Consider the following 17,600-nt stretch of genomic DNA (forward strand, 5'->3'; position numbering starts at 1 on the left):
ACTACAAAAACCGCACATTTAAAGGTGCGCCTCAATATACCGCTGATAGCGGTTCGCCTTCAGGTAACACAAATCCACCAGCACCAGCCCGTCGACGCAGTTGTTGAACGCCGGGTCGCTGCCGAAATCAATAAACTGTACGCCGCCGGGTTCACAGAGTTCGGAATATTGTTTGTAGAGCGGCGGAATGCCACAGCCCAGATTGCCGAGCAGGGATTTCAGCTTCGTCAGATCGTCCACGTAATCCACGCCGCCAAACTGCGCAAGCACGTCCGGCAGCGAGGCGGGATACGGCTGACGTGAGGCGGCTAGCGGATGCGTCGCCGGGAACCACAGGCGGTAAAATGCCACCAGCAGATCCCGCGCGGCAGGCGGTAAGCCGCCGGAGATGGAGACCGGGCCAAACAGGTAGCGGTAGTGCGGGTAACGCGCCAGATAAGCCCCAATCCCGGACCATAAATAATCCAGGCCGCGGCGTCCCCAGTAGCGCGGCTGAATGAAGCTGCGCCCCAGTTCAATACCGTGTTCCAGCACGTCCTGCATTTTGTCGTCGTAGTGGAACAGGCTATAGCTGTACAACCCTTCCAGACCGCGACGTTCAACCTGCTTTGCGGTCGGCATAAAGCGATATGCGCCGACGATCTCCAGATCCTCTTCATCCCAGAGGATCAGGTGTAGATAATCGTCATCATAGCTGTCCGTGTCCCGGCGTTTGCCGCTCCCTTCCTCCACGGCGCGAAAGGCAATCTCGCGCAGGCGGCCTAGTTCGCGCAGCAGAGGAGCCTCTTCTTGCCCGTTGCGCTGCCACAGATAGATGGTTTTGCCGTCGCTGGTTTTCCCCAGGCACTCGGCCTGCGCCAGTTCACGCCTCAGCGTAGCCCGGTCTTCAGGACGGGCAATGGCGCACTGGGTTTTAAAGACGCCAGGCACTCCCTTGCCAAGACGCATCACGTGCTGACGACACTGCTCGGCCATCTCACGCGACGAAAGGGTGGCGCTATGCCAGTGATGCCACGCAATCTGCTGGCCGATTTTAATCGGCAGCTGGCCATGGCGTCGGCGGAACATCTGCTGCATCAGCAGCAGCAAGGACAGCGTCGGCGACACCAGCGTGCTGGCATAAAAGAGCAGGCTGTTATGCGCCTGAATATGCACCGGCAGCAGCGGCGCACGCAGCTTGCTGGCGAGTTTGATAAAGCCTGAGTGCCATTTTTTATCGCGGACGCCTTTTCGCGTCGGACGGGAAACTTCTCCCGCCGGGAAGAAGATCAGCACGCCCGCGTTTTGCAGATGCTGTTCCATCTGAACCAGGGATGTTTTCGCCGTCCTGCCGCCCATATTGTCCACCGGAATAAACAGCGAACTGAGGGGCTCAAGGTGAGTCAGCATCCGGTTGGTCACGACTTTAACGTCGCGTCGCACGCGGGAGACGGCGTACATCAGCGCCAGCCCGTCCAGCGTACCCGTCGGGTGGTTGGCAATAATGACCAGCGGGCCATGTTCGGGGATTTGTTCGAGATCGCGGGCGGAAACGGTGCAGAGAATATCAAGGTGTTCCAGAACTTGCTCCACCATATCCAGCCCTTTCAGGTGGCGGTGGGCTGCGGCAAATTGCTGAAATTCGTCTTCGTAAAACAGTCTTTTTAACAGACTTTTTTGCCAGGGGGCAGGCCTCGCCTGAGGCCAAAGATCGTCGAGAACGCTATCGAGGCTAAACATGGTTACTCCTCCTGCCGTCTTGCGAAGACAGTAGAAGGAGCAGATGTCGGTTGTATTGCAGTTTGGTGAAGATTAGCGGAGGATTTTCTTCTCAGCCAGATCCAGCGCGAAGTAGCTGAAGATCAGGTCCGCACCAGCGCGTTTGATCGCGCCCAGGCTTTCGAGGACCACTTTCTCTTCGTCAATCGCCCCTGCCCGCGCGGCGAATTTGATCATCGCGTACTCGCCACTGACCTGGTAAGCGCCCAGCGGCAGCTCGGTGCGCTCGCGGATGTCGCGCAGGATGTCGAGGTACGCGCCCGCTGGTTTCACCATCAGGCAGTCTGCGCCCTGGGCTTCATCCAGCAGGGATTCACGAATCGCCTCGCGGCGGTTCAGCGGGTTCATCTGATAGGTTTTACGATCGCCCTTCAGCGCCGTACCCGCCGCTTCACGGAACGGACCGTAGAAGGAGGAGGCAAATTTAGTGGAGTAGGACATGATGGCGGTATCGGTAAAGCCCGCCGCGTCCAGCGCCTGACGAATCGCCTGAACCTGTCCGTCCATTGCCGCAGATGGGGCGATGAAGTCCGCACCTGCAGCGGCAGCGACGACCGCCTGCTTGCCGAGGTTCAGCAAGGTGGCATCGTTGTCCACGCCGTGATCGCACAGCACGCCACAGTGGCCGTGAGACGTGTATTCGCAGAAGCAGGTGTCGGACATTACCACCATTTCCGGCACGGTCTCTTTGCAGATGCGGGACATGCGGGCGACGAGGCCATCTTCTTTCCATGCATCGCTGCCGGTGGCGTCGGTATGGTGAGAGATGCCGAAGGTCATCACCGAGCGGATCCCCGCGTTGGCGATGCGTTCAATCTCACGCGCCAGATGTTTTTCCGGAATGCGCATCACGCCCGGCATCGCCTCGATGGCTTTGTAGTCATCGATCTCTTCTTCGACAAAAATCGGCAACACCAGATCGTTTAAGGTCAGGGTTGTCTCTTCAAACATAGCGCGCAGTGCAGGTGACTTGCGCAGGCGGCGGGGACGTGCAATTAAATCGGTCATGGTATGCCTGATGTTTGTGGAACAAAGAAGACCAGTGTACATGAAAGTGAAGAGGGGTGTTTTACGAAATTGGGCATTTTGATGTTGCGAAATGCGCCAAAACAAGCCGCATAAAATGTCGATATTATAGAAAGAATGATGGCTTTTTAGGTGGCGTGAAATATTGGCGGAAGTTTTGAATTGAATGGAAGGTATAATTATAAATCATCTATTGTTTTTTATTATATTGGCTGGGTCAATAAAATAGAATTGTAATTTGCTGATTTTATAATATTTATTCAGGGTGATTCTTATTGTTTCGTTTTTTAGACGTGAGTTGTCTGGATACGGACTTAATTGAATCATTCATTGAACCTTTTAGAAATGAAACTGCATAATCCCCTCCGCAATTAAACATTGCAAAATGATTTGACGGACAAACTTGCTTACGTCCCTGAGGAGGGATGACCCAATGCAAACATGGAAAAAGAAACTGGTTGTATCTCAACTTGCATTAGCCTGCACCCTGGCTATCGCTTCTCAGGCTAATGCGAAGGATATTTCCGGCACGACGTATAATACGTTTGGATATGATAATACCGCCTCTACCCCCTGGTATTATGGTTATGCAGACTGGGATTACTCGGATGCCACCCATGATGGTGATATTTATCCGGTGATTAACAAGTCCACGGTAAACGGTGTTATTTCAACATACTATCTGGATGATGGCGTTAATGGCCGGGCGAATGCGTTAAGTATTTCCAACAGCACCATCAACGGCATGATCACGTCTGAGTGTATGACCACGACGTGTGCCGATGGCACGGAGACGGATGGTACTGCACATACGCAATATGACCGTTTCAGCCTGACGGTAGATAACAGCACCATCAATGACACCTACGAGCATTATGCTTATGACGTTGTGAATGGTGACACCACCGAAACCCATTATCTGGACACCTACGGTCTGGGTAACGCCATTACGCTGGATGTAGAGTCTGATATCGTTATTCAGAATAACTCCCACGTAGCCGGTATCACGCTGACGCAGGGTTATCAGGAACTGGATAATACCCCGTATGACGGTGTGGAAGGCGTTGCCAATAGTAGCAACATCTTTACCGATACCCTGGTGGTGAAAGACTCCGTGCTGACCTCCGGCGCATACAGCGATCTGGGCACCAGCGGTTTCTATGGTCAAACGGCCAAGCCGAGCGACTACGGTGAAACCAACGCGATGGCGGCGGATGACGCAGCGCTGATCGTGGCTGCCAGCGCGTCTGACAACGCGATGCAGACGACAGCGACGTTCGATCACTCCACCGTTACAGGTGACATCCTGTTCTCCAGTACCTTCGATAACAACTTCTACGAGAATGGCGACCCGGCAACCGATACCACCGATGACGGTGTGTATAACCCAACCACCAACGGCTGGGATGGCACCGATACACTGGATGTCACTCTGACTAACGGCAGTAAGTGGGTGGGTGCAGCGCAGTCCAGCGTCGAAGCCATCGGCACCGCGCAAATGTACGGTCAGGGCTATAGCGATGTCGACTGGCGTACGCTCTCGCCAAACAGCATCTGGCCTGATTCTACCTTCGACACCAACGGTCACGTTGCGGGTGAAGAGGTTTATCAGAGCGGTCTGTTCAACGTGGCGCTGGATAACGGTTCCGAGTGGGATACCCGTAAAGTCTCCAACATTGACGCGCTGACGGTGAATAATCAGTCGCAGGTCAATGTTGAAAACTCTGGCCTGCTGGCGGACACCATCACGCTGACCAATGCTTCAACGCTGAATATCGGCGACAGCGGCGCCGTCGCGACCGACAGCCTGTACCTGGACAGCTACAGCCGCGCAGCGCTGACTGAAGAGACCGCTGAGCTGTATGCCAACACCATTACCGTAGACAACGGTGCCGAGCTGGCGCTGGGTATGGGTCAGGTTGATACGCACAACATGGTGCTGACCGACGGCGGCGTGCTGAACGTGGCCAGCCGCGATTACGTGCTGAACAGCGATCTGAACAACGCGCGCTATATCACCAACGATAAGTACAATGCCGATTACGACTACGGCGTTGTGGCGATTAATTCTGATGGCCATCTGTCAGTGAACGGTGACGTTGCACGTAACTACAAAGTGCGCATCGATGATGCGACCGGTGCCGGTTCCGTTGCCGATTACAAAAATAAAGAGATCGTCCGCATCTATGACAATAACGCGGATACCACAGCCAGCTTTACTGCCGCGAACAAAGCCGATTTAGGTGCCTACACCTATCAGGCGCAGCAGAAAGGTGACACCGTTGTTCTGCAGCAGAAAGAGCTGACCGACTATGCCAACATGGCGCTGAGCATCCCGTCTGCTAACAGCAACATCTGGAACCTGCAGCAGGATCCCGTCGGCACGCGTCTGACCAACAGCCGCCACGGCCTGGCGGATAACGGCGGAGCGTGGGTGAGCTACTTCGGTGGTAACTTCGACGCTGATAATGGCAACGTTAGCTACGATCAGGACGTGAGCGGCATTATGGTTGGTCTGGATACCCAGATTGACGGTAACAATGCGAAATGGATCGTCGGTGGTGCTGCAGGCTTCGCGAAGGGCGATATCAGCGATCGTACCGGTCAGGTTGATCAGGACAGTCAGACTGCGATGGTCTACGCATCTGCGAAATTTGCGAACGATGTGTTCCTCGACAGCTCCCTGAGCTACACCCGCTTTAACAACGAGCTCTCGGCCACCATGAGCAACGGTCAGTACGTTGACGGTGACACCACGACCGATGCGGTCGGCTTTGGGATGAAACTGGGCTACGACTGGAAACCAAACCTGTCTGGCTACATCACGCCTTACGCGGCGGTATCCGGCCTGTTCCAGTCCGGGGATGATTACCGGCTGAGCAACGACATGCGAATTGATGGGCAGTCATACGACAGCCTGCGTTATGAGCTTGGCGTAGATGTGGGTTATACCTTCAATTACGGCGGAGAGCAGGCGTTGACGCCTTACTTCAAGCTGGCTTACGTGTATGACGATGCCGACAACAATGCTGATGTGAACGACGACAGCATCGACAACGGTGTTGAAGGTTCTGCGGTTCGTGTGGGTCTGGGCACGCAGTTCAGCTTCACGAAGAACTTCAGCGCATATACTGATGCAACTTATCTCGGTGGCGGCGACGTTGACCAGAACTGGGGTGCAAATCTGGGTGTGAAATATACCTGGTAAAATATAAAAAGCGGGGGAATATTTCCCCCGCTTTTTTATATAACAATTAAAAATAATCGAGAACCGACAGATACAGATGACTTGAGGTCTGCATGAATGTTAATGCGAAGCCACTTTCTGAATTAAGCCGGATCGTACAGTGCCTGGAAGTCGCCAGCACCCCTTTTAAGACCGCGCCACAGAAATTAATTTCAACCGCTAATAATGAGGATGATGTTCCATACACATTTGTAATACAAACCGGCGTCGTTGCCATCCACAGAAAGTCAGATGAACTTCTCGTGGGAATTGCAAAGGCACCCTATATCTATGGTTTAAGCGCGTGGGTAAATAATAGCCATCAGGAATATGTGATGATGGCGCATTCACATTGCTCAGGTTTTTATTTACCGGCCTCTTCACTGTACCAACGGCTTCAGCAAGCCTCACTCTGGCAAGACGCCTTTTGTTGGCTGTCGTGGATCAACCATCATCTGGGTAAACGTGACATGCAACTGGTGGGGAATAACTCTTACAGCCAGATCCGGGCCATGCTCATTAATATGGCCGAGTGGGATGAAACGCTGCGCTCAAAAATTGGCGTTATGAATCATATTCAGCGTAGCACAGGGATCTCACGCTCTGTGGTCGCGGAAGTACTGGCAGCGCTGCGGCAGGGTAATTATATTACGATGAGCCGGGGCAAACTGGTTAGCATCAACCGTCTGCCCGCGGACTATTAGGTCAGTTAGACGCCGTCAGCACCTGCGCTTTATTCGCGCTCAGCTCAGCAACCAGATTATTGATGCCATCGCTCATGTTAACGAAGCGCGTGTTTGGCGAGCGGGTGACGACCACAAACGCCCCTACGGTTGGACTGCGGGATCATCGCCATATAGGTGATGAATCCGCCACCGCCGCCGGTTTTCTGAATAATGCCCGGGCGGCCGTCTTTCGGCGCCATGTACACCCAGCCCAAACCGAGGGCGTCGGCTTTACCCGGTACGTCCATACCGATAACGCGGGTCAGTTGGGTACGCTGATAAATCAGCGTTTGCATGCGGTCGGCCTGGTGGGTGCGAGAGTAGAAATCCGAAGAGAGGAACTGCTGCATCCAGCGCATCATGTCGCCAGGCGTTGAATACACACCACCGCTGCCGATCGCCGCCAGGGTGTTATTACACGGGCTGGCACCTTTTTCAGCGACCATCAGGCGACGGCACTGGTCAGGGGAGGGGGTAAAGGTGGTGTCCTTCATCCCCAACGGACGGGTAATCTGCTCTTCAAACAGCTGAGGATAGGGTTTACCCGAAGCGGTCGATAACGCATCGGCCAGCAGATCAAACGCGAGGTTTGAATAGGCGGCCTGCGAACCCGGCGTGGTTTTCAGCGTCGCGGTGCTCAGGTAATTCCAGCGCTGTTCGCGCGTCGGCCAGACAAAGACGGGACGATGTGCCGCGCCGCCAGGTTGTTCTCGCGGCAGGGCACTGGTGTGGGTCGCCAGGTTGACCAGTCTGATGGGGGCACCCTGATAAGTCGGGACGCGAGCGCCTGGCGGTGCGTATTTGCTGAGCGGGTCGTCGCGTTTAACCACGCCCTGGTCGAGAAGCTTCACCAGCATTTCGCTGGTCATCAGCTTGGTGATGGAGGCAATACGGATCACCGAATCCAGCTGCGGGTGAATGTTATTCCCCGGGCGCGTTTCACCAAAGCTGCGAAACACGCGCTGGTTACCGTCAATGACCACCAGCGCCATTCCCGTCCCGCCGCTACCGTAATAGATCAGGTTCGCGTAGCGATCGGCGATATCAGAGGCTAAAACCGGGGCCGTCAGCGGCTGCGCTGCCTGGGCGGTGGAAAAGCTCACCGCACATAGCGCGGCGAAAGAGAGCAGACAACGTTCCAACGAAAAGCATCCATCAAGTAAATAAGGAAAGTTAGGGGTATTTATACTACTAATCGGTAAGCTGCAAAGGCCCGAATTGCATAACGATAGCGAGAAAAACGTAACCATGGGTAAATATGAACAATTTACTTGCGGCCTGGATCCCATTTTGTGACATCGGGCTTATGATAGGCACCAGTGCGACTCAATCTTGCGGAGAACGGTATGTCTGATAAGCGTGTGGTTATGGTGGTTGATATGCAGAACGGGGTATTCGAGACGCCGCGTCATCAGCGCGAGAAATGTGTCTCTCTGATCAACCAGCTTACGCAGGCAGCCGATAGGGTGGTTTTTATACAGCATACTGAAGCCGGGGGCCTGGAAGAGGGAAGTGAAGGGTTTGCGTTGCTTCCTGAGCTAAATCAGCCAGCAGGTGCGTTGTACGTCACCAAAACCGCCTGTGATGCCTTCTATAACACCGCGCTTGAGACGCTGCTGCGTGAACAGGGCATTCGCGAGTTTGTCATTTGCGGCTGTGCCACCGATTACTGTGTCGATGCCACCCTCAAAAACGGCGTCAGCCGGGGCTACCACATCACGGTTGCTGAAGATGCCCACACCACGGCCAATCGCCCGGCGGCGGAAGCCCAGGTTCTGATTGCGCACTACAACGATGTCTGGCGTAACTTCATCGCCCCTGCCAATCCACCTTCGGTGAAACGCACCGAAACAATTCTCGAAAACTGGAAAGCGAACTAATAATAAACCCACGGGTCTGACCTTTTTGCCTGCGCCGCTGGCGGGTTCAGGTCAGATTTTCGTGTGGCGATGTGTTGAGCACAGCAACAGCCAGAACAACAAAAAGGAAGCACAATGTTTAAGTCTTTTTTCCCAAAGCCGGGGCCTTTTTTCCTGTCGGCATTTATTTGGGCACTGATTGCTGTCATTTTCTGGCAGGCGGGCGGTGGCGCATGGCTGACGCGTATCACGGGGGCAACGGGTGAGGTGCCAATTAGCGCCGCGCGCTTCTGGTCGCTCAGCTACCTGCTGTTTTACGCCTACTACACGGTCTGCGTAGGGCTGTTTGCGGTTTTCTGGTTTATCTACTCTCCACACCGCTGGCAATACTGGTCGATTCTGGGCACCTCGCTGATCATCTTTGTGACCTGGTTCCTGGTCGAAGTCGGCGTGGCGGTGAACGCCTGGTATGCCCCCTTCTACGATCTGATCCAGACGGCGCTGAGTTCCCCGCATAAGGTGACGATTAACCAGTTCTACCATGAGGTGGGTATCTTCCTCGGCATCGCCCTGATTGCGGTCATCATTGGCGTGATGAACAATTCCTTCGTTAGCCACTATGTCTTCCGCTGGCGTACCGCCATGAACGAACACTATATGGCGCACTGGCAGCACCTGCGTCATATCGAAGGTGCCGCGCAGCGTGTGCAGGAAGACACCATGCGTTTTGCCTCTACGCTTGAAGACATGGGTGTCAGTTTTATCAACGCCATTATGACGCTGATCGCCTTCCTGCCGGTGCTGGTGACGCTTTCCGCACACGTGCCGGAGCTGCCGATTATTGGTCACCTGCCGTATGGTCTGGTTATCGCCGCGATTGTCTGGTCGTTGATGGGCACGGGGCTGCTGGCGGTGGTCGGCATCAAGCTGCCGGGTCTGGAATTTAAAAATCAGCGTGTTGAAGCGGCCTACCGTAAAGAGCTGGTTTACGGCGAAGATGATGCTAACCGCGCCTCGCCACCGACCGTTCGCGAGCTGTTTGGCGCCGTGCGTCGCAACTATTTCCGCCTCTATTTCCACTATATGTATTTCAACATTGCACGCATTCTGTATCTGCAGGTTGATAACGTTTTCGGTTTGTTCCTGCTGTTCCCGTCGATTGTTGCGGGTACGATTACGCTGGGCCTGATGACGCAGATCACCAACGTCTTTGGTCAGGTGCGCGGTTCGTTCCAGTATCTGATCAGCTCCTGGACCACGCTGGTGGAACTGATGTCCATCTACAAACGTTTACGCAGTTTCGAGCGCGAGCTGGACGATAAAGATCTGCAGGAAGTCACCAACACATTGAGCTAATACAGGGAGTTGCTATGTCTTTTGCCGTACCGCGTACGTTATCGCTGTCCTTACTTGCTGCCCTGGTACTGGCGGGGTGTGCCGAGAAAGGGGCCACGCCACTCAAAAAAGGGGAAAAGCCCGTGGACGTGGAGAGCGTTGTCCGGCAAAAAATGCCCTCCAGCGTGAAGGATCGCAATGCGTGGGCGGACGCGCTGGCAAAGACCTTTGAAAGCCAGAAAATTGCCCCTACCGAGGAGAATATCTGCTCGGTGCTGGCGGTGGCGCAGCAGGAATCAATGTACCAGTCAGACCCGGTCGTGCCGGGTCTGAACAAAATTGCCTGGAAAGAGATCGACCGCCGCGCGGAATCGATGCATATCCCGGTATTCCTGGTCCATACCGCGCTTAAAATCACCTCGCCAAACGGCAAAAGCTATAGCGATAGGCTGGATACGGTGAAAACTGAGAAACAGCTAAGCGCTATTTTTGATGACTTCATCAACATGGTGCCGATGGGGCAAAAACTGTTTGGCTCGCTTAACCCGGTACACACCGGCGGTCCGATGCAGGTCAGCATCGCGTTTGCAGAAAAACATACCGATGGTTATCCGTGGAAAATTGACGGAACGGTGCGTCAGGAGGTCTTCTCCCTGCGCGGCGGGCTCTGGTTTGGCACTTATCATCTTCTTAACTACCCGACGAATTACAGCGAGCCGCTGTACCGCTTTGCAGACTTTAACGCGGGCTGGTATGCCAGCAGGAACGCAGCGTTCCAGAATGCCGTGAGCCGGGCATCCGGGGTGAAGCTGGCGCTGGATGGCGATCTGATTGCCTACGGCAGCAGCGAAGCGGGTACGACCGAACGGGCAGTGCGCAAACTGGCGACAAAGCTGGATATGAGCAACAGTGATATTCGCCGTCAGCTGGAGAAGGGCGACAGTCTGGCGTTTGAGAAAACGGATTTGTATCAGCAGGTCTTTGCGCTGGCAGAGAAGAAAAGTGGAAAAGCGTTACCGAGGGCTATCCTGCCCGGTATTCAGCTCGAGAGCCCGAAGATCACGCGTAACCTGACTACTGCATGGTTTGCGAAACGCGTCGATGACCGCCGGGCTCGCTGTATGGGGCTTTAGAAACGACGGCGCAGGCGAAGCACTAAGGCAATGACGCCAAGAACCATGCACCCGACGAGGAAGGGGACCAGGCCAAACAGGGTGCTTACCCCGAAACCGATCTCAACGCGTGGGCGCCCGCTATCCTGAACCTGCATCAGGTGTTCATAAACGCCAGGCGCATGAACCAGCATGTTGAGAAGCTGTGAGCCTGCCCAGAAGCAGAACAGCACAAACAGGGCATAGGCGATATTACCCGCCGTGGAGGTTTTTGGTTGTTTGCCGCCAAAAATCGGTTTCGACAATGTAAAATCAGCCATAAAGACCTCCCGAAATGTCACTCTGTTTTATACGTTTCGTATAGGGTGAGTTTGACAGGTCATCGCATTTGTCAATATCAGAATCGTGGTAATTTACCCTCAGGAATGCTCCTGGATTGATGATTTCTGCATCACATCACAATTTGATCACTTAAGTTAAATTGCGTCGCGTTTCAGAATTTCCGCATTCGCCACAGACCCGGCCATAAAACTGTGAGAGGATGTCTTTTTATCCTGCCGGAGTTGTTATGAAGCTCACGTCCAAACTACGCCGTGACTGGCATTACTACGCCTTTGCTATTGGGCTGATCTTTATTCTTAACGGTGTTGTGGGGCTATTGGGGTTTGAGGCAAAAGGCTGGCAAACCTATGCCGTGGGGCTGGTCACCTGGGTCATCAGTTTCTGGCTGGCAGGGTTGATTATCCGCCGCCGCCCTGAAGAGACGACAGCGGAAGAGACGGAAACGGTGAAGAAAACCGATTAACCGTTTACGGAGCTTTTAAGGGCGCTGTCAGCGGCGTGACGCTCCAGCGCCAGTTCGATCAGGCGAGTGATGAGTTCCGGATAGCTCATTCCGCTGGCCTGCCACAGTTTCGGATACATGCTGATGTTGGTGAAGCCTGGCAGCGTGTTGATCTCGTTAATAACCACGTCGTTTTCCGGCGTCAGGAACACATCAACGCGAGCCATACCGCAGCAGCCCAGCGCCTGATAAGCTTCTACGGCGATCGCGCGGATCTTATCGTTGATGACCGGATCGATAACCGCAGGTACCACAACCTGCGCTCCTTTATCATCAATGTATTTGGTATCGTAAGAGTAGAAATCGCTGTTCAACACCACTTCACCGCAGGTGCTCGCTTGTGGGAAATCATTCCCCAGCACGGCGCACTCAATTTCGCGGCCTTTGATACCCTGTTCAACCACCACTTTGTGGTCAAACTCAAACGCCAGACGCACGGCGTCGGTAAATTGCGCTTCGGTGGTGACTTTGCTGACGCCAACGGAGGAGCCCTGATTCGCCGGTTTGACGAACAGCGGCAGGCCGAGCTGGCTGGAAATCTGCGCGAAATCGAATTTCTCGCGGTTGGCGCGGGTGAGCGTGACAAACGGCGCAATATTCAGCCCGGCATCGCGCAGCAAACGCTTGGTGACGTCTTTGTCCATACAGGCGGCGGAGCCCAGCACGTCGGAGCCGACAAACGGCAGGTTCGCCATGCGCAGCATCCCCTGCAAAGAGCCGTCTTCGCCCAGCGTGCCGTGCACGATAGGGAAAATAACGTCAATCTGAGCCAGCGCCTGCGCATTACCGGCGTTGATAAATTGCCCCTGAACCAGGCCTGGTACGGTCGCGACGCTGGTTTCTGAAGGATTAAGGGCGATGTGCGCCGGATCGTTAGCATTGATCAGGTACTGGCTGGCATCGTTAACATGCCACTGACCCTGTTTATCAATACCCAGCAGCACCACGTCGAAACGGCTTTTATCGATCGCATCGACAATATTTTTGGCCGATTGCAATGACACCTCGTGCTCTGCTGATTTTCCCCCAAAGACAATACCTACGCGCTGCTTTGCCATCTCACTCCCTTCCAGTCTGTCGAAAAGCCAATAACATACCACGATGCCCTGCGGGTTTCGCGGCCTTCTGCCATAATGTTTTGGGGTTATCATGGGGGGCGCGTGAAAGGAAAAAGTCTGCTAACCGTTTTCATTATTGTGGCTGCTGCAACGGCGGGTTACCGCTGGTTGCCGTCTCATTACAACCCTTTTACGCCGCTTACCCTTGACGATCCTCCCGGAAAAATCACCCAGTTTAAGCTTCGGCGCTTAACGCCGGAGGCCTGCGAAAGCCTGTTAACCGAAGCAAATCAAAGAGCGCTTATCCGCACGCAGCCGGTGGCTGACAGCGCGGGAACATGCCCGCTCAGTAACGTGGTGCGCGTGAGTAACTTCGGTCCGGTCAGCCTGAACAGCAGTTTTCTGGCCAGTTGCCCTCTGGCATTAAGCTCTGCACTGTTTGTCAGTCAGCAGGCCCGGCCGCTGACGAAAAGCTGGATGGGCAGCGAGCTTACGCGCATCGACCATCTGGGAAGCTATGCCTGTCGTAATATTTACGGCCGCCCGGATGCGCGTCGCAGTGAACATGCCACGGCAGAGGCGCTGGACATCAGCGCATTTCGGCTGGCAAACGGTGAGCGGATCACCATTCTGAGGGGCTGGTCATCGGCTAAAACTCAGCCGTGGCTTCAGGCTCTGCTGGCGGCGAGCTGTGGGTATTACGGTAACGGTCTGGGGCCAGAATATAACGCGGCCCACGCTAATCATTTCCATCTTGGGATGCGCGGCTTTGGCCTGTGTCGCTGAAGCATAATCTTTCGTCAGAAAGTGGATAATTTGTGACTTGTTTCACAAATATGATGACTGGGAAGATAAAACACCAAAGTCAGCAAGGCCGCATCTCTGGTGCGACGTCAACGCGCGTAACTTGCTAATCTGTCGGCGAATTCGCCTAAAAATGAAGACTATTTCTGTTATGGAATCCTGGAAAGTTAACCTCATCTCGGTCTGGTTCGGCTGTTTCTTTACCGGACTGGCCATTAGCCAGATTTTACCCTTTCTGCCGCTGTACGTGTCTCAGCTGGGGGTGACCTCCCATGAAGCCCTCTCTATGTGGTCAGGGTTGACGTTCAGCGTCACGTTTCTGGTTTCGGCCATCGTCTCGCCGATGTGGGGCAGCCTGGCGGACAGAAAAGGCCGCAAGCTGATGCTGCTGCGTGCATCCCTCGGTATGGCGATCGCCATTTTGCTTCAGGCCTTTGCCACCAACGTCTGGCAGCTGTTTATCCTGCGGGCAATCATGGGGCTGACTTCCGGGTATATTCCCAACGCGATGGCGCTGGTGGCCTCGCAGGTGCCGCGTGAACGTAGCGGCTGGGCGCTGAGTACGCTCTCTACCGCGCAGATTAGCGGGGTCATCGGCGGTCCGCTGCTGGGGGGCTTCCTCGCGGATCACGTGGGGCTGCGCGCGGTATTTTTCATCACCGCGATACTGCTGGTGATCAGTTTTCTGGTGACGCTTTTCCTGATCAAAGAAGGGGGCCGTCCCGTTGTCAGCAAATCAGAACGCCTGAGCGGCAGGGCGGTCTTTGCCTCGCTGCCTTATCCTGGCCTGATGATCAGCCTTTTTGTCACCACCATGGTGATCCAGCTGTGTAATGGTTCCGTCGGGCCTATTCTGGCGCTGTTTATCAAGTCGATGGAGCCAGACAGCAATAATATCGCCTTTCTCGCGGGGTTGATTGCGGCGGTGCCTGGCGTGTCGGCGCTGATCTCTGCGCCGCGGCTTGGCAAACTGGGCGACAGGATTGGCACGGCGCGCATCCTGATGGCCACGCTGATATTTGCGGTCATACTCTTTTTCGCTATGTCGTTCGTAACGACCCCGCTTCAGCTTGGCGTTCTACGCTTCTTGCTTGGTTTTGCCGATGGAGCCATGTTGCCCGCCGTGCAAACACTGCTGGTGAAATATTCCAGTGACCAGGTCACCGGGCGTATTTTTGGTTACAACCAGTCGTTTATGTATTTGGGCAACGTCGCCGGTCCGCTTATTGGTGCATCCGTTTCCGCGATGGCCGGTTTCCGTTGGGTATTTGCCGCGACGGCAGTGGTGGTGTTGATAAATATTATCCAGCTGGCTATTGCACTGCGTCGTCGCAGACAATTAGCGGAGGCAAAAGGAGCCCGTTAACCCTGGGGATGTATTATATATTTTTATGGCTGCCGCTTTTTTATATAACAAAAAGCGGCCTGTTGTTATAGAAAAACGTTTCGCTGCGGTGCGCGCTACGCTATTTTTGACGTAACGTCACTTTTGCATAAGATAATACTTTTCTCCTCTTTGCATAAATCATTGAGAGTGCTAATTTCAGGAAAAACCCATAAGGAAATAGCACCATGAAGAATCTCATTACTGAGTTGTTGGTTAAGCTTGCACAAAAGGAAGAAGAGTCGAAAGAATTGGTCGCCCAGGTTGAGGCGCTGGAAATAGTCGTCACCGCGCTACTCAGACATATGGCTTCCCAGGATCAACAGGCGTTAATTGACAGCATTGAAAGCGCGCTGGACAACGCCAAACCTGATTCACAGGTTCCACCTGAGGACGCCGAAATGCTCCATCAATACATAAAAAAGCTGTTAAGGCATCCGCGCAGCTAAACTGTCACAATGCGTGACGGGCTGTCATAGAAATGTCATGCCGGTTGCCTATAGTCGCTCTGTTTTTATTTTTATGTATTTGTACATGGAGAAAATAAAGTGAAACAGAGCGCGCTTTTTATCGCATTAATCCCACTGTTATTTGCCCCCGCTATTCACGCTGAAACCGCGAATATGAACGTCCTCGAACATCGTGCTGCGCAGGGAGATATCACCCAGCCCGGTGGTGCGCGCCGTCTCTCAGAGGATCAGACTGCCGCCATTCGAGCTTCTCTGAATGAAAATCCTGCTAAAAATATTATTCTGCTGATTGGCGACGGAATGGGGGATTCCGAAATTACGGCGGCGAGAAATTATGCCGAAGGGGCGGGCGGCTATTTTAAAGGCATCGATGCGCTGCCTCTGACGGGACAATATACCCATTACTCGCTGGATAAAAAAACCGGTAAACCGGATTACGTCACGGATTCAGCCGCGTCAGCAACGGCGTGGGCAACCGGTGTGAAAACCTATAACGGTGCGCTGGGCGTCGATATTCACGAGAAAGATCATCAAACCATTCTGGAAATGGCGAAAGCGGCGGGGCTGGCAACCGGCAACGTCTCTACCGCTGAGCTTCAGGATGCCACCCCGGCCGCGTTGATGTCGCACGTGACCTCGCGTAAATGCTATGGCCCGTCGGTGACCCGCGAAAAATGTCCGACCAATGCGCTGGAAAACGGCGGTAAAGGCTCGATTACAGAACAGATGCTGAACGCGCGCCCTGACGTGACGCTGGGCGGTGGGGCGAAAACCTTTGCCGAAACGGCGACGGCCGGTGAGTGGCAGGGTAAAACGCTGCGCGAGCAGGCGCAGGCGCGCGGCTATCAGCTGGTAAGCGATGCGGCTTCTCTGGCGGCGATTACCGAAGCAAACCAGGACAAACCGCTGCTGGGACTTTTCTCTGACGGCAACATGCCGGTGCGCTGGGAAGGGCCAAAAGCCTCTTACCACGGCAATATCGATAAGCCAGCGGTGACCTGTACGCCAAACCCGAAACGGAATGACAGCGTTCCTACGCTGGCGGCGATGACGGACCAAGCCATCTCTCTTCTGAGCAAGAGCGAAAAAGGCTTCTTCCTGCAGGTAGAAGGGGCGTCAATCGATAAGCAAGACCACGCGGCGAACCCGTGCGGGCAGATTGGCGAAACGGTGGATCTCGACGAAGCGGTGCAAAAAGCGCTCGAGTTTGCGAAGAAAGACGGTAACACGCTGGTGGTGGTCACCGCTGACCACGCGCATTCCAGCCAGATTATCCCTCCCGATACCAAAGCACCGGGTCTGACGCAGGCGCTGACGACCAAAGACGGTGCCGTAATGGTGATGAGCTATGGCAATTCTGAAGAAGAGTCTATGGAACATACCGGCACACAGCTGCGCATCGCGGCGTACGGCCCACATGCTGCGAACGTGGTGGGTTTGACTGACCAGACCGATCTGTTCTACACCATGAAGGCCGCGCTGGGGCTGAAATAAGTTCGTCACCCGGCGGAAATCGTGGCTGCCGGGTGGTATTTTCCCCGTCACGAACCAGACTTAGAGTGGAAATTCACATAAAGGATAGTGCAATGAAAACGACAATACTGGTTACCTTACTCTCAGGCGTGTTCTTAATGGCTTCTGCCAATGCGGAAGAAAAGACCTTAACGCCCCAACAGCAGCGTATGACAACCTGTAATCAACAGGCGACCTCGCAATCTCTGAAGGGCGATGCCCGTAAGACCTACATGAGCGACTGCCTTAAAAACGGTGCCTCGAAACCGGATGAAAAAAGCCTGACGCCGCAGCAGCAAAAAATGCGCGAGTGTAATGCGAAGGCAACCGAGCAGTCCCTGAAAGGGGATGACCGCAGTAAGTTCATGAGCGCCTGTCTGAAGAAAAAAGTGTAGTTCTAACGGGTGAGTTGCCGTCGCGGCTCACCCGAAATTTCATACTTTCCCCGAAATCCCCCTCTCTATAATTTGGGAAAATGTTTCAGAAT

At 54.2% G+C, this 17,600-nt stretch carries 15 protein-coding genes and 1 pseudogene; 11 read left to right on the forward strand and 5 right to left on the reverse strand.

Features of this window, described 5'->3' with window-relative positions:
- Positions 1-18: 18 nt before the first annotated feature.
- Positions 19-1,719 (reverse strand): bifunctional ornithine lipid synthase OlsF, encoded by a 1,701-nt coding sequence (olsF, locus tag ENTMO_RS0105590; RefSeq protein WP_010427976.1) that lies wholly within the window; start codon positions 1,717-1,719, stop codon positions 19-21.
- 72 nt (positions 1,720-1,791) lie between these two features.
- Entirely contained in the window at positions 1,792-2,766 is a 975-nt protein-coding gene (hemB, locus tag ENTMO_RS0105595) for a porphobilinogen synthase (protein ID WP_010427978.1), read from the reverse strand.
- Positions 2,767-3,217: 451 nt separating this feature from the next.
- Here hemB and ENTMO_RS0105600 point away from each other — a divergent pair, with 451 nt between their 5' ends.
- A complete protein-coding gene (locus ENTMO_RS0105600) occupies positions 3,218-5,992 on the forward strand; it encodes an autotransporter outer membrane beta-barrel domain-containing protein (RefSeq protein ID WP_010427980.1) in 2,775 nt (924 codons plus the stop codon).
- A gap of 92 nt (positions 5,993-6,084) precedes the next feature.
- Complete coding sequence (locus ENTMO_RS0105605; RefSeq protein WP_029484991.1) at positions 6,085-6,714, forward strand: helix-turn-helix domain-containing protein; 630 nt, start codon at positions 6,085-6,087, stop codon at positions 6,712-6,714.
- Between the two features lies 1 nt (position 6,715).
- Here the strand turns inward: ENTMO_RS0105605 and ampH are convergent.
- A pseudogene (gene ampH / locus ENTMO_RS23875) lies at positions 6,716-7,877 on the reverse strand (D-alanyl-D-alanine-carboxypeptidase/endopeptidase AmpH).
- A gap of 204 nt (positions 7,878-8,081) precedes the next feature.
- On the opposite strand from ampH, the gene ENTMO_RS0105615 reads away from it, so the two are divergent.
- From ENTMO_RS0105615 to ENTMO_RS0105625, 3 genes are all read left to right on the forward strand, one after another.
- On the forward strand, positions 8,082-8,615 hold the full coding sequence (locus tag ENTMO_RS0105615; RefSeq protein WP_010427984.1) for an isochorismatase family protein: 534 nt from the start codon (positions 8,082-8,084) through the stop codon (positions 8,613-8,615).
- A gap of 114 nt (positions 8,616-8,729) precedes the next feature.
- A complete protein-coding gene (gene sbmA / locus ENTMO_RS0105620) occupies positions 8,730-9,950 on the forward strand; it encodes a peptide antibiotic transporter SbmA (protein WP_010427985.1) in 1,221 nt (406 codons plus the stop codon).
- 14 nt (positions 9,951-9,964) lie between these two features.
- A complete protein-coding gene (locus ENTMO_RS0105625; protein ID WP_010427986.1) occupies positions 9,965-11,062 on the forward strand; it encodes a DUF1615 domain-containing protein in 1,098 nt (365 codons plus the stop codon).
- Here ENTMO_RS0105625 and ENTMO_RS0105630 read toward each other — a convergent pair.
- Positions 11,059-11,361 (reverse strand): DUF2755 family protein, encoded by a 303-nt coding sequence (locus ENTMO_RS0105630; RefSeq protein WP_010427987.1) that lies wholly within the window; start codon positions 11,359-11,361, stop codon positions 11,059-11,061. The two genes, ENTMO_RS0105625 and ENTMO_RS0105630, sit on opposite strands and share 4 nt — an antisense overlap.
- A gap of 248 nt (positions 11,362-11,609) precedes the next feature.
- Between ENTMO_RS0105630 and ENTMO_RS0105635 the strand changes: the two genes are divergently transcribed.
- Positions 11,610-11,846, forward strand: a complete 237-nt coding sequence (locus tag ENTMO_RS0105635) for a DUF2754 family protein (protein ID WP_010427988.1) — start codon at positions 11,610-11,612, stop codon at positions 11,844-11,846.
- On the opposite strand, the gene ddlA is transcribed toward ENTMO_RS0105635, so the two are convergent.
- Complete coding sequence (gene ddlA, locus ENTMO_RS0105640) at positions 11,843-12,943, reverse strand: D-alanine--D-alanine ligase (protein WP_010427989.1); 1,101 nt, start codon at positions 12,941-12,943, stop codon at positions 11,843-11,845. The two genes, ENTMO_RS0105635 and ddlA, sit on opposite strands and share 4 nt — an antisense overlap.
- Positions 12,944-13,045: 102 nt before the next feature.
- Between ddlA and ENTMO_RS0105645 the strand changes: the two genes are divergently transcribed.
- The 5 genes from ENTMO_RS0105645 to psiF all read left to right on the forward strand — a co-directional run bounded on the left by ENTMO_RS0105645 (position 13,046) and on the right by psiF (position 17,508).
- The gene (locus ENTMO_RS0105645) at positions 13,046-13,729 is read left to right on the forward strand and encodes an extensin-like domain-containing protein (RefSeq protein ID WP_010427990.1); all 684 of its coding nucleotides are present in this window, start codon (positions 13,046-13,048) and stop codon (positions 13,727-13,729) included.
- A gap of 169 nt (positions 13,730-13,898) precedes the next feature.
- Complete coding sequence (locus ENTMO_RS0105650; RefSeq protein WP_010427992.1) at positions 13,899-15,113, forward strand: multidrug efflux MFS transporter; 1,215 nt, start codon at positions 13,899-13,901, stop codon at positions 15,111-15,113.
- Between the two features lie 206 nt (positions 15,114-15,319).
- Entirely contained in the window at positions 15,320-15,580 is a 261-nt protein-coding gene (iraP, locus tag ENTMO_RS0105655) for an anti-adapter protein IraP (RefSeq protein WP_010427994.1), read from the forward strand.
- 99 nt (positions 15,581-15,679) lie between these two features.
- Positions 15,680-17,095 (forward strand): alkaline phosphatase, encoded by a 1,416-nt coding sequence (gene phoA, locus ENTMO_RS0105660; protein WP_010427996.1) that lies wholly within the window; start codon positions 15,680-15,682, stop codon positions 17,093-17,095.
- Positions 17,096-17,187: 92 nt separating this feature from the next.
- Positions 17,188-17,508, forward strand: coding sequence for a phosphate starvation-inducible protein PsiF (gene psiF / locus ENTMO_RS0105665; protein ID WP_010427999.1), 321 nt, complete (start codon positions 17,188-17,190; stop codon positions 17,506-17,508).
- Positions 17,509-17,600 lie beyond the last annotated feature (92 nt).

The organism is Enterobacter mori LMG 25706, from assembly GCF_000211415.1.
Lineage (GTDB): Bacteria > Pseudomonadota > Gammaproteobacteria > Enterobacterales > Enterobacteriaceae > Enterobacter > Enterobacter mori.

Coding starts and splice junctions, on each gene's coding strand:
- ddlA (WP_010427989.1), bottom strand. CDS start 12,943: ATGGCAAAGCAGCGCGTAGGTATTGTCTTTGGGGGAAAATCAGCAGAG.
- ENTMO_RS0105650 (WP_010427992.1), top strand. CDS start 13,899: ATGGAATCCTGGAAAGTTAACCTCATCTCGGTCTGGTTCGGCTGTTTC.
- iraP (WP_010427994.1), top strand. CDS start 15,320: ATGAAGAATCTCATTACTGAGTTGTTGGTTAAGCTTGCACAAAAGGAA.
- hemB (WP_010427978.1), bottom strand. CDS start 2,766: ATGACCGATTTAATTGCACGTCCCCGCCGCCTGCGCAAGTCACCTGCA.
- olsF (WP_010427976.1), bottom strand. CDS start 1,719: ATGTTTAGCCTCGATAGCGTTCTCGACGATCTTTGGCCTCAGGCGAGG.
- sbmA (WP_010427985.1), top strand. CDS start 8,730: ATGTTTAAGTCTTTTTTCCCAAAGCCGGGGCCTTTTTTCCTGTCGGCA.
- ENTMO_RS0105625 (WP_010427986.1), top strand. CDS start 9,965: ATGTCTTTTGCCGTACCGCGTACGTTATCGCTGTCCTTACTTGCTGCC.
- ENTMO_RS0105630 (WP_010427987.1), bottom strand. CDS start 11,361: ATGGCTGATTTTACATTGTCGAAACCGATTTTTGGCGGCAAACAACCA.
- ENTMO_RS0105615 (WP_010427984.1), top strand. CDS start 8,082: ATGTCTGATAAGCGTGTGGTTATGGTGGTTGATATGCAGAACGGGGTA.
- ENTMO_RS0105600 (WP_010427980.1), top strand. CDS start 3,218: ATGCAAACATGGAAAAAGAAACTGGTTGTATCTCAACTTGCATTAGCC.
- ENTMO_RS0105635 (WP_010427988.1), top strand. CDS start 11,610: ATGAAGCTCACGTCCAAACTACGCCGTGACTGGCATTACTACGCCTTT.
- psiF (WP_010427999.1), top strand. CDS start 17,188: ATGAAAACGACAATACTGGTTACCTTACTCTCAGGCGTGTTCTTAATG.
- ENTMO_RS0105605 (WP_029484991.1), top strand. CDS start 6,085: ATGAATGTTAATGCGAAGCCACTTTCTGAATTAAGCCGGATCGTACAG.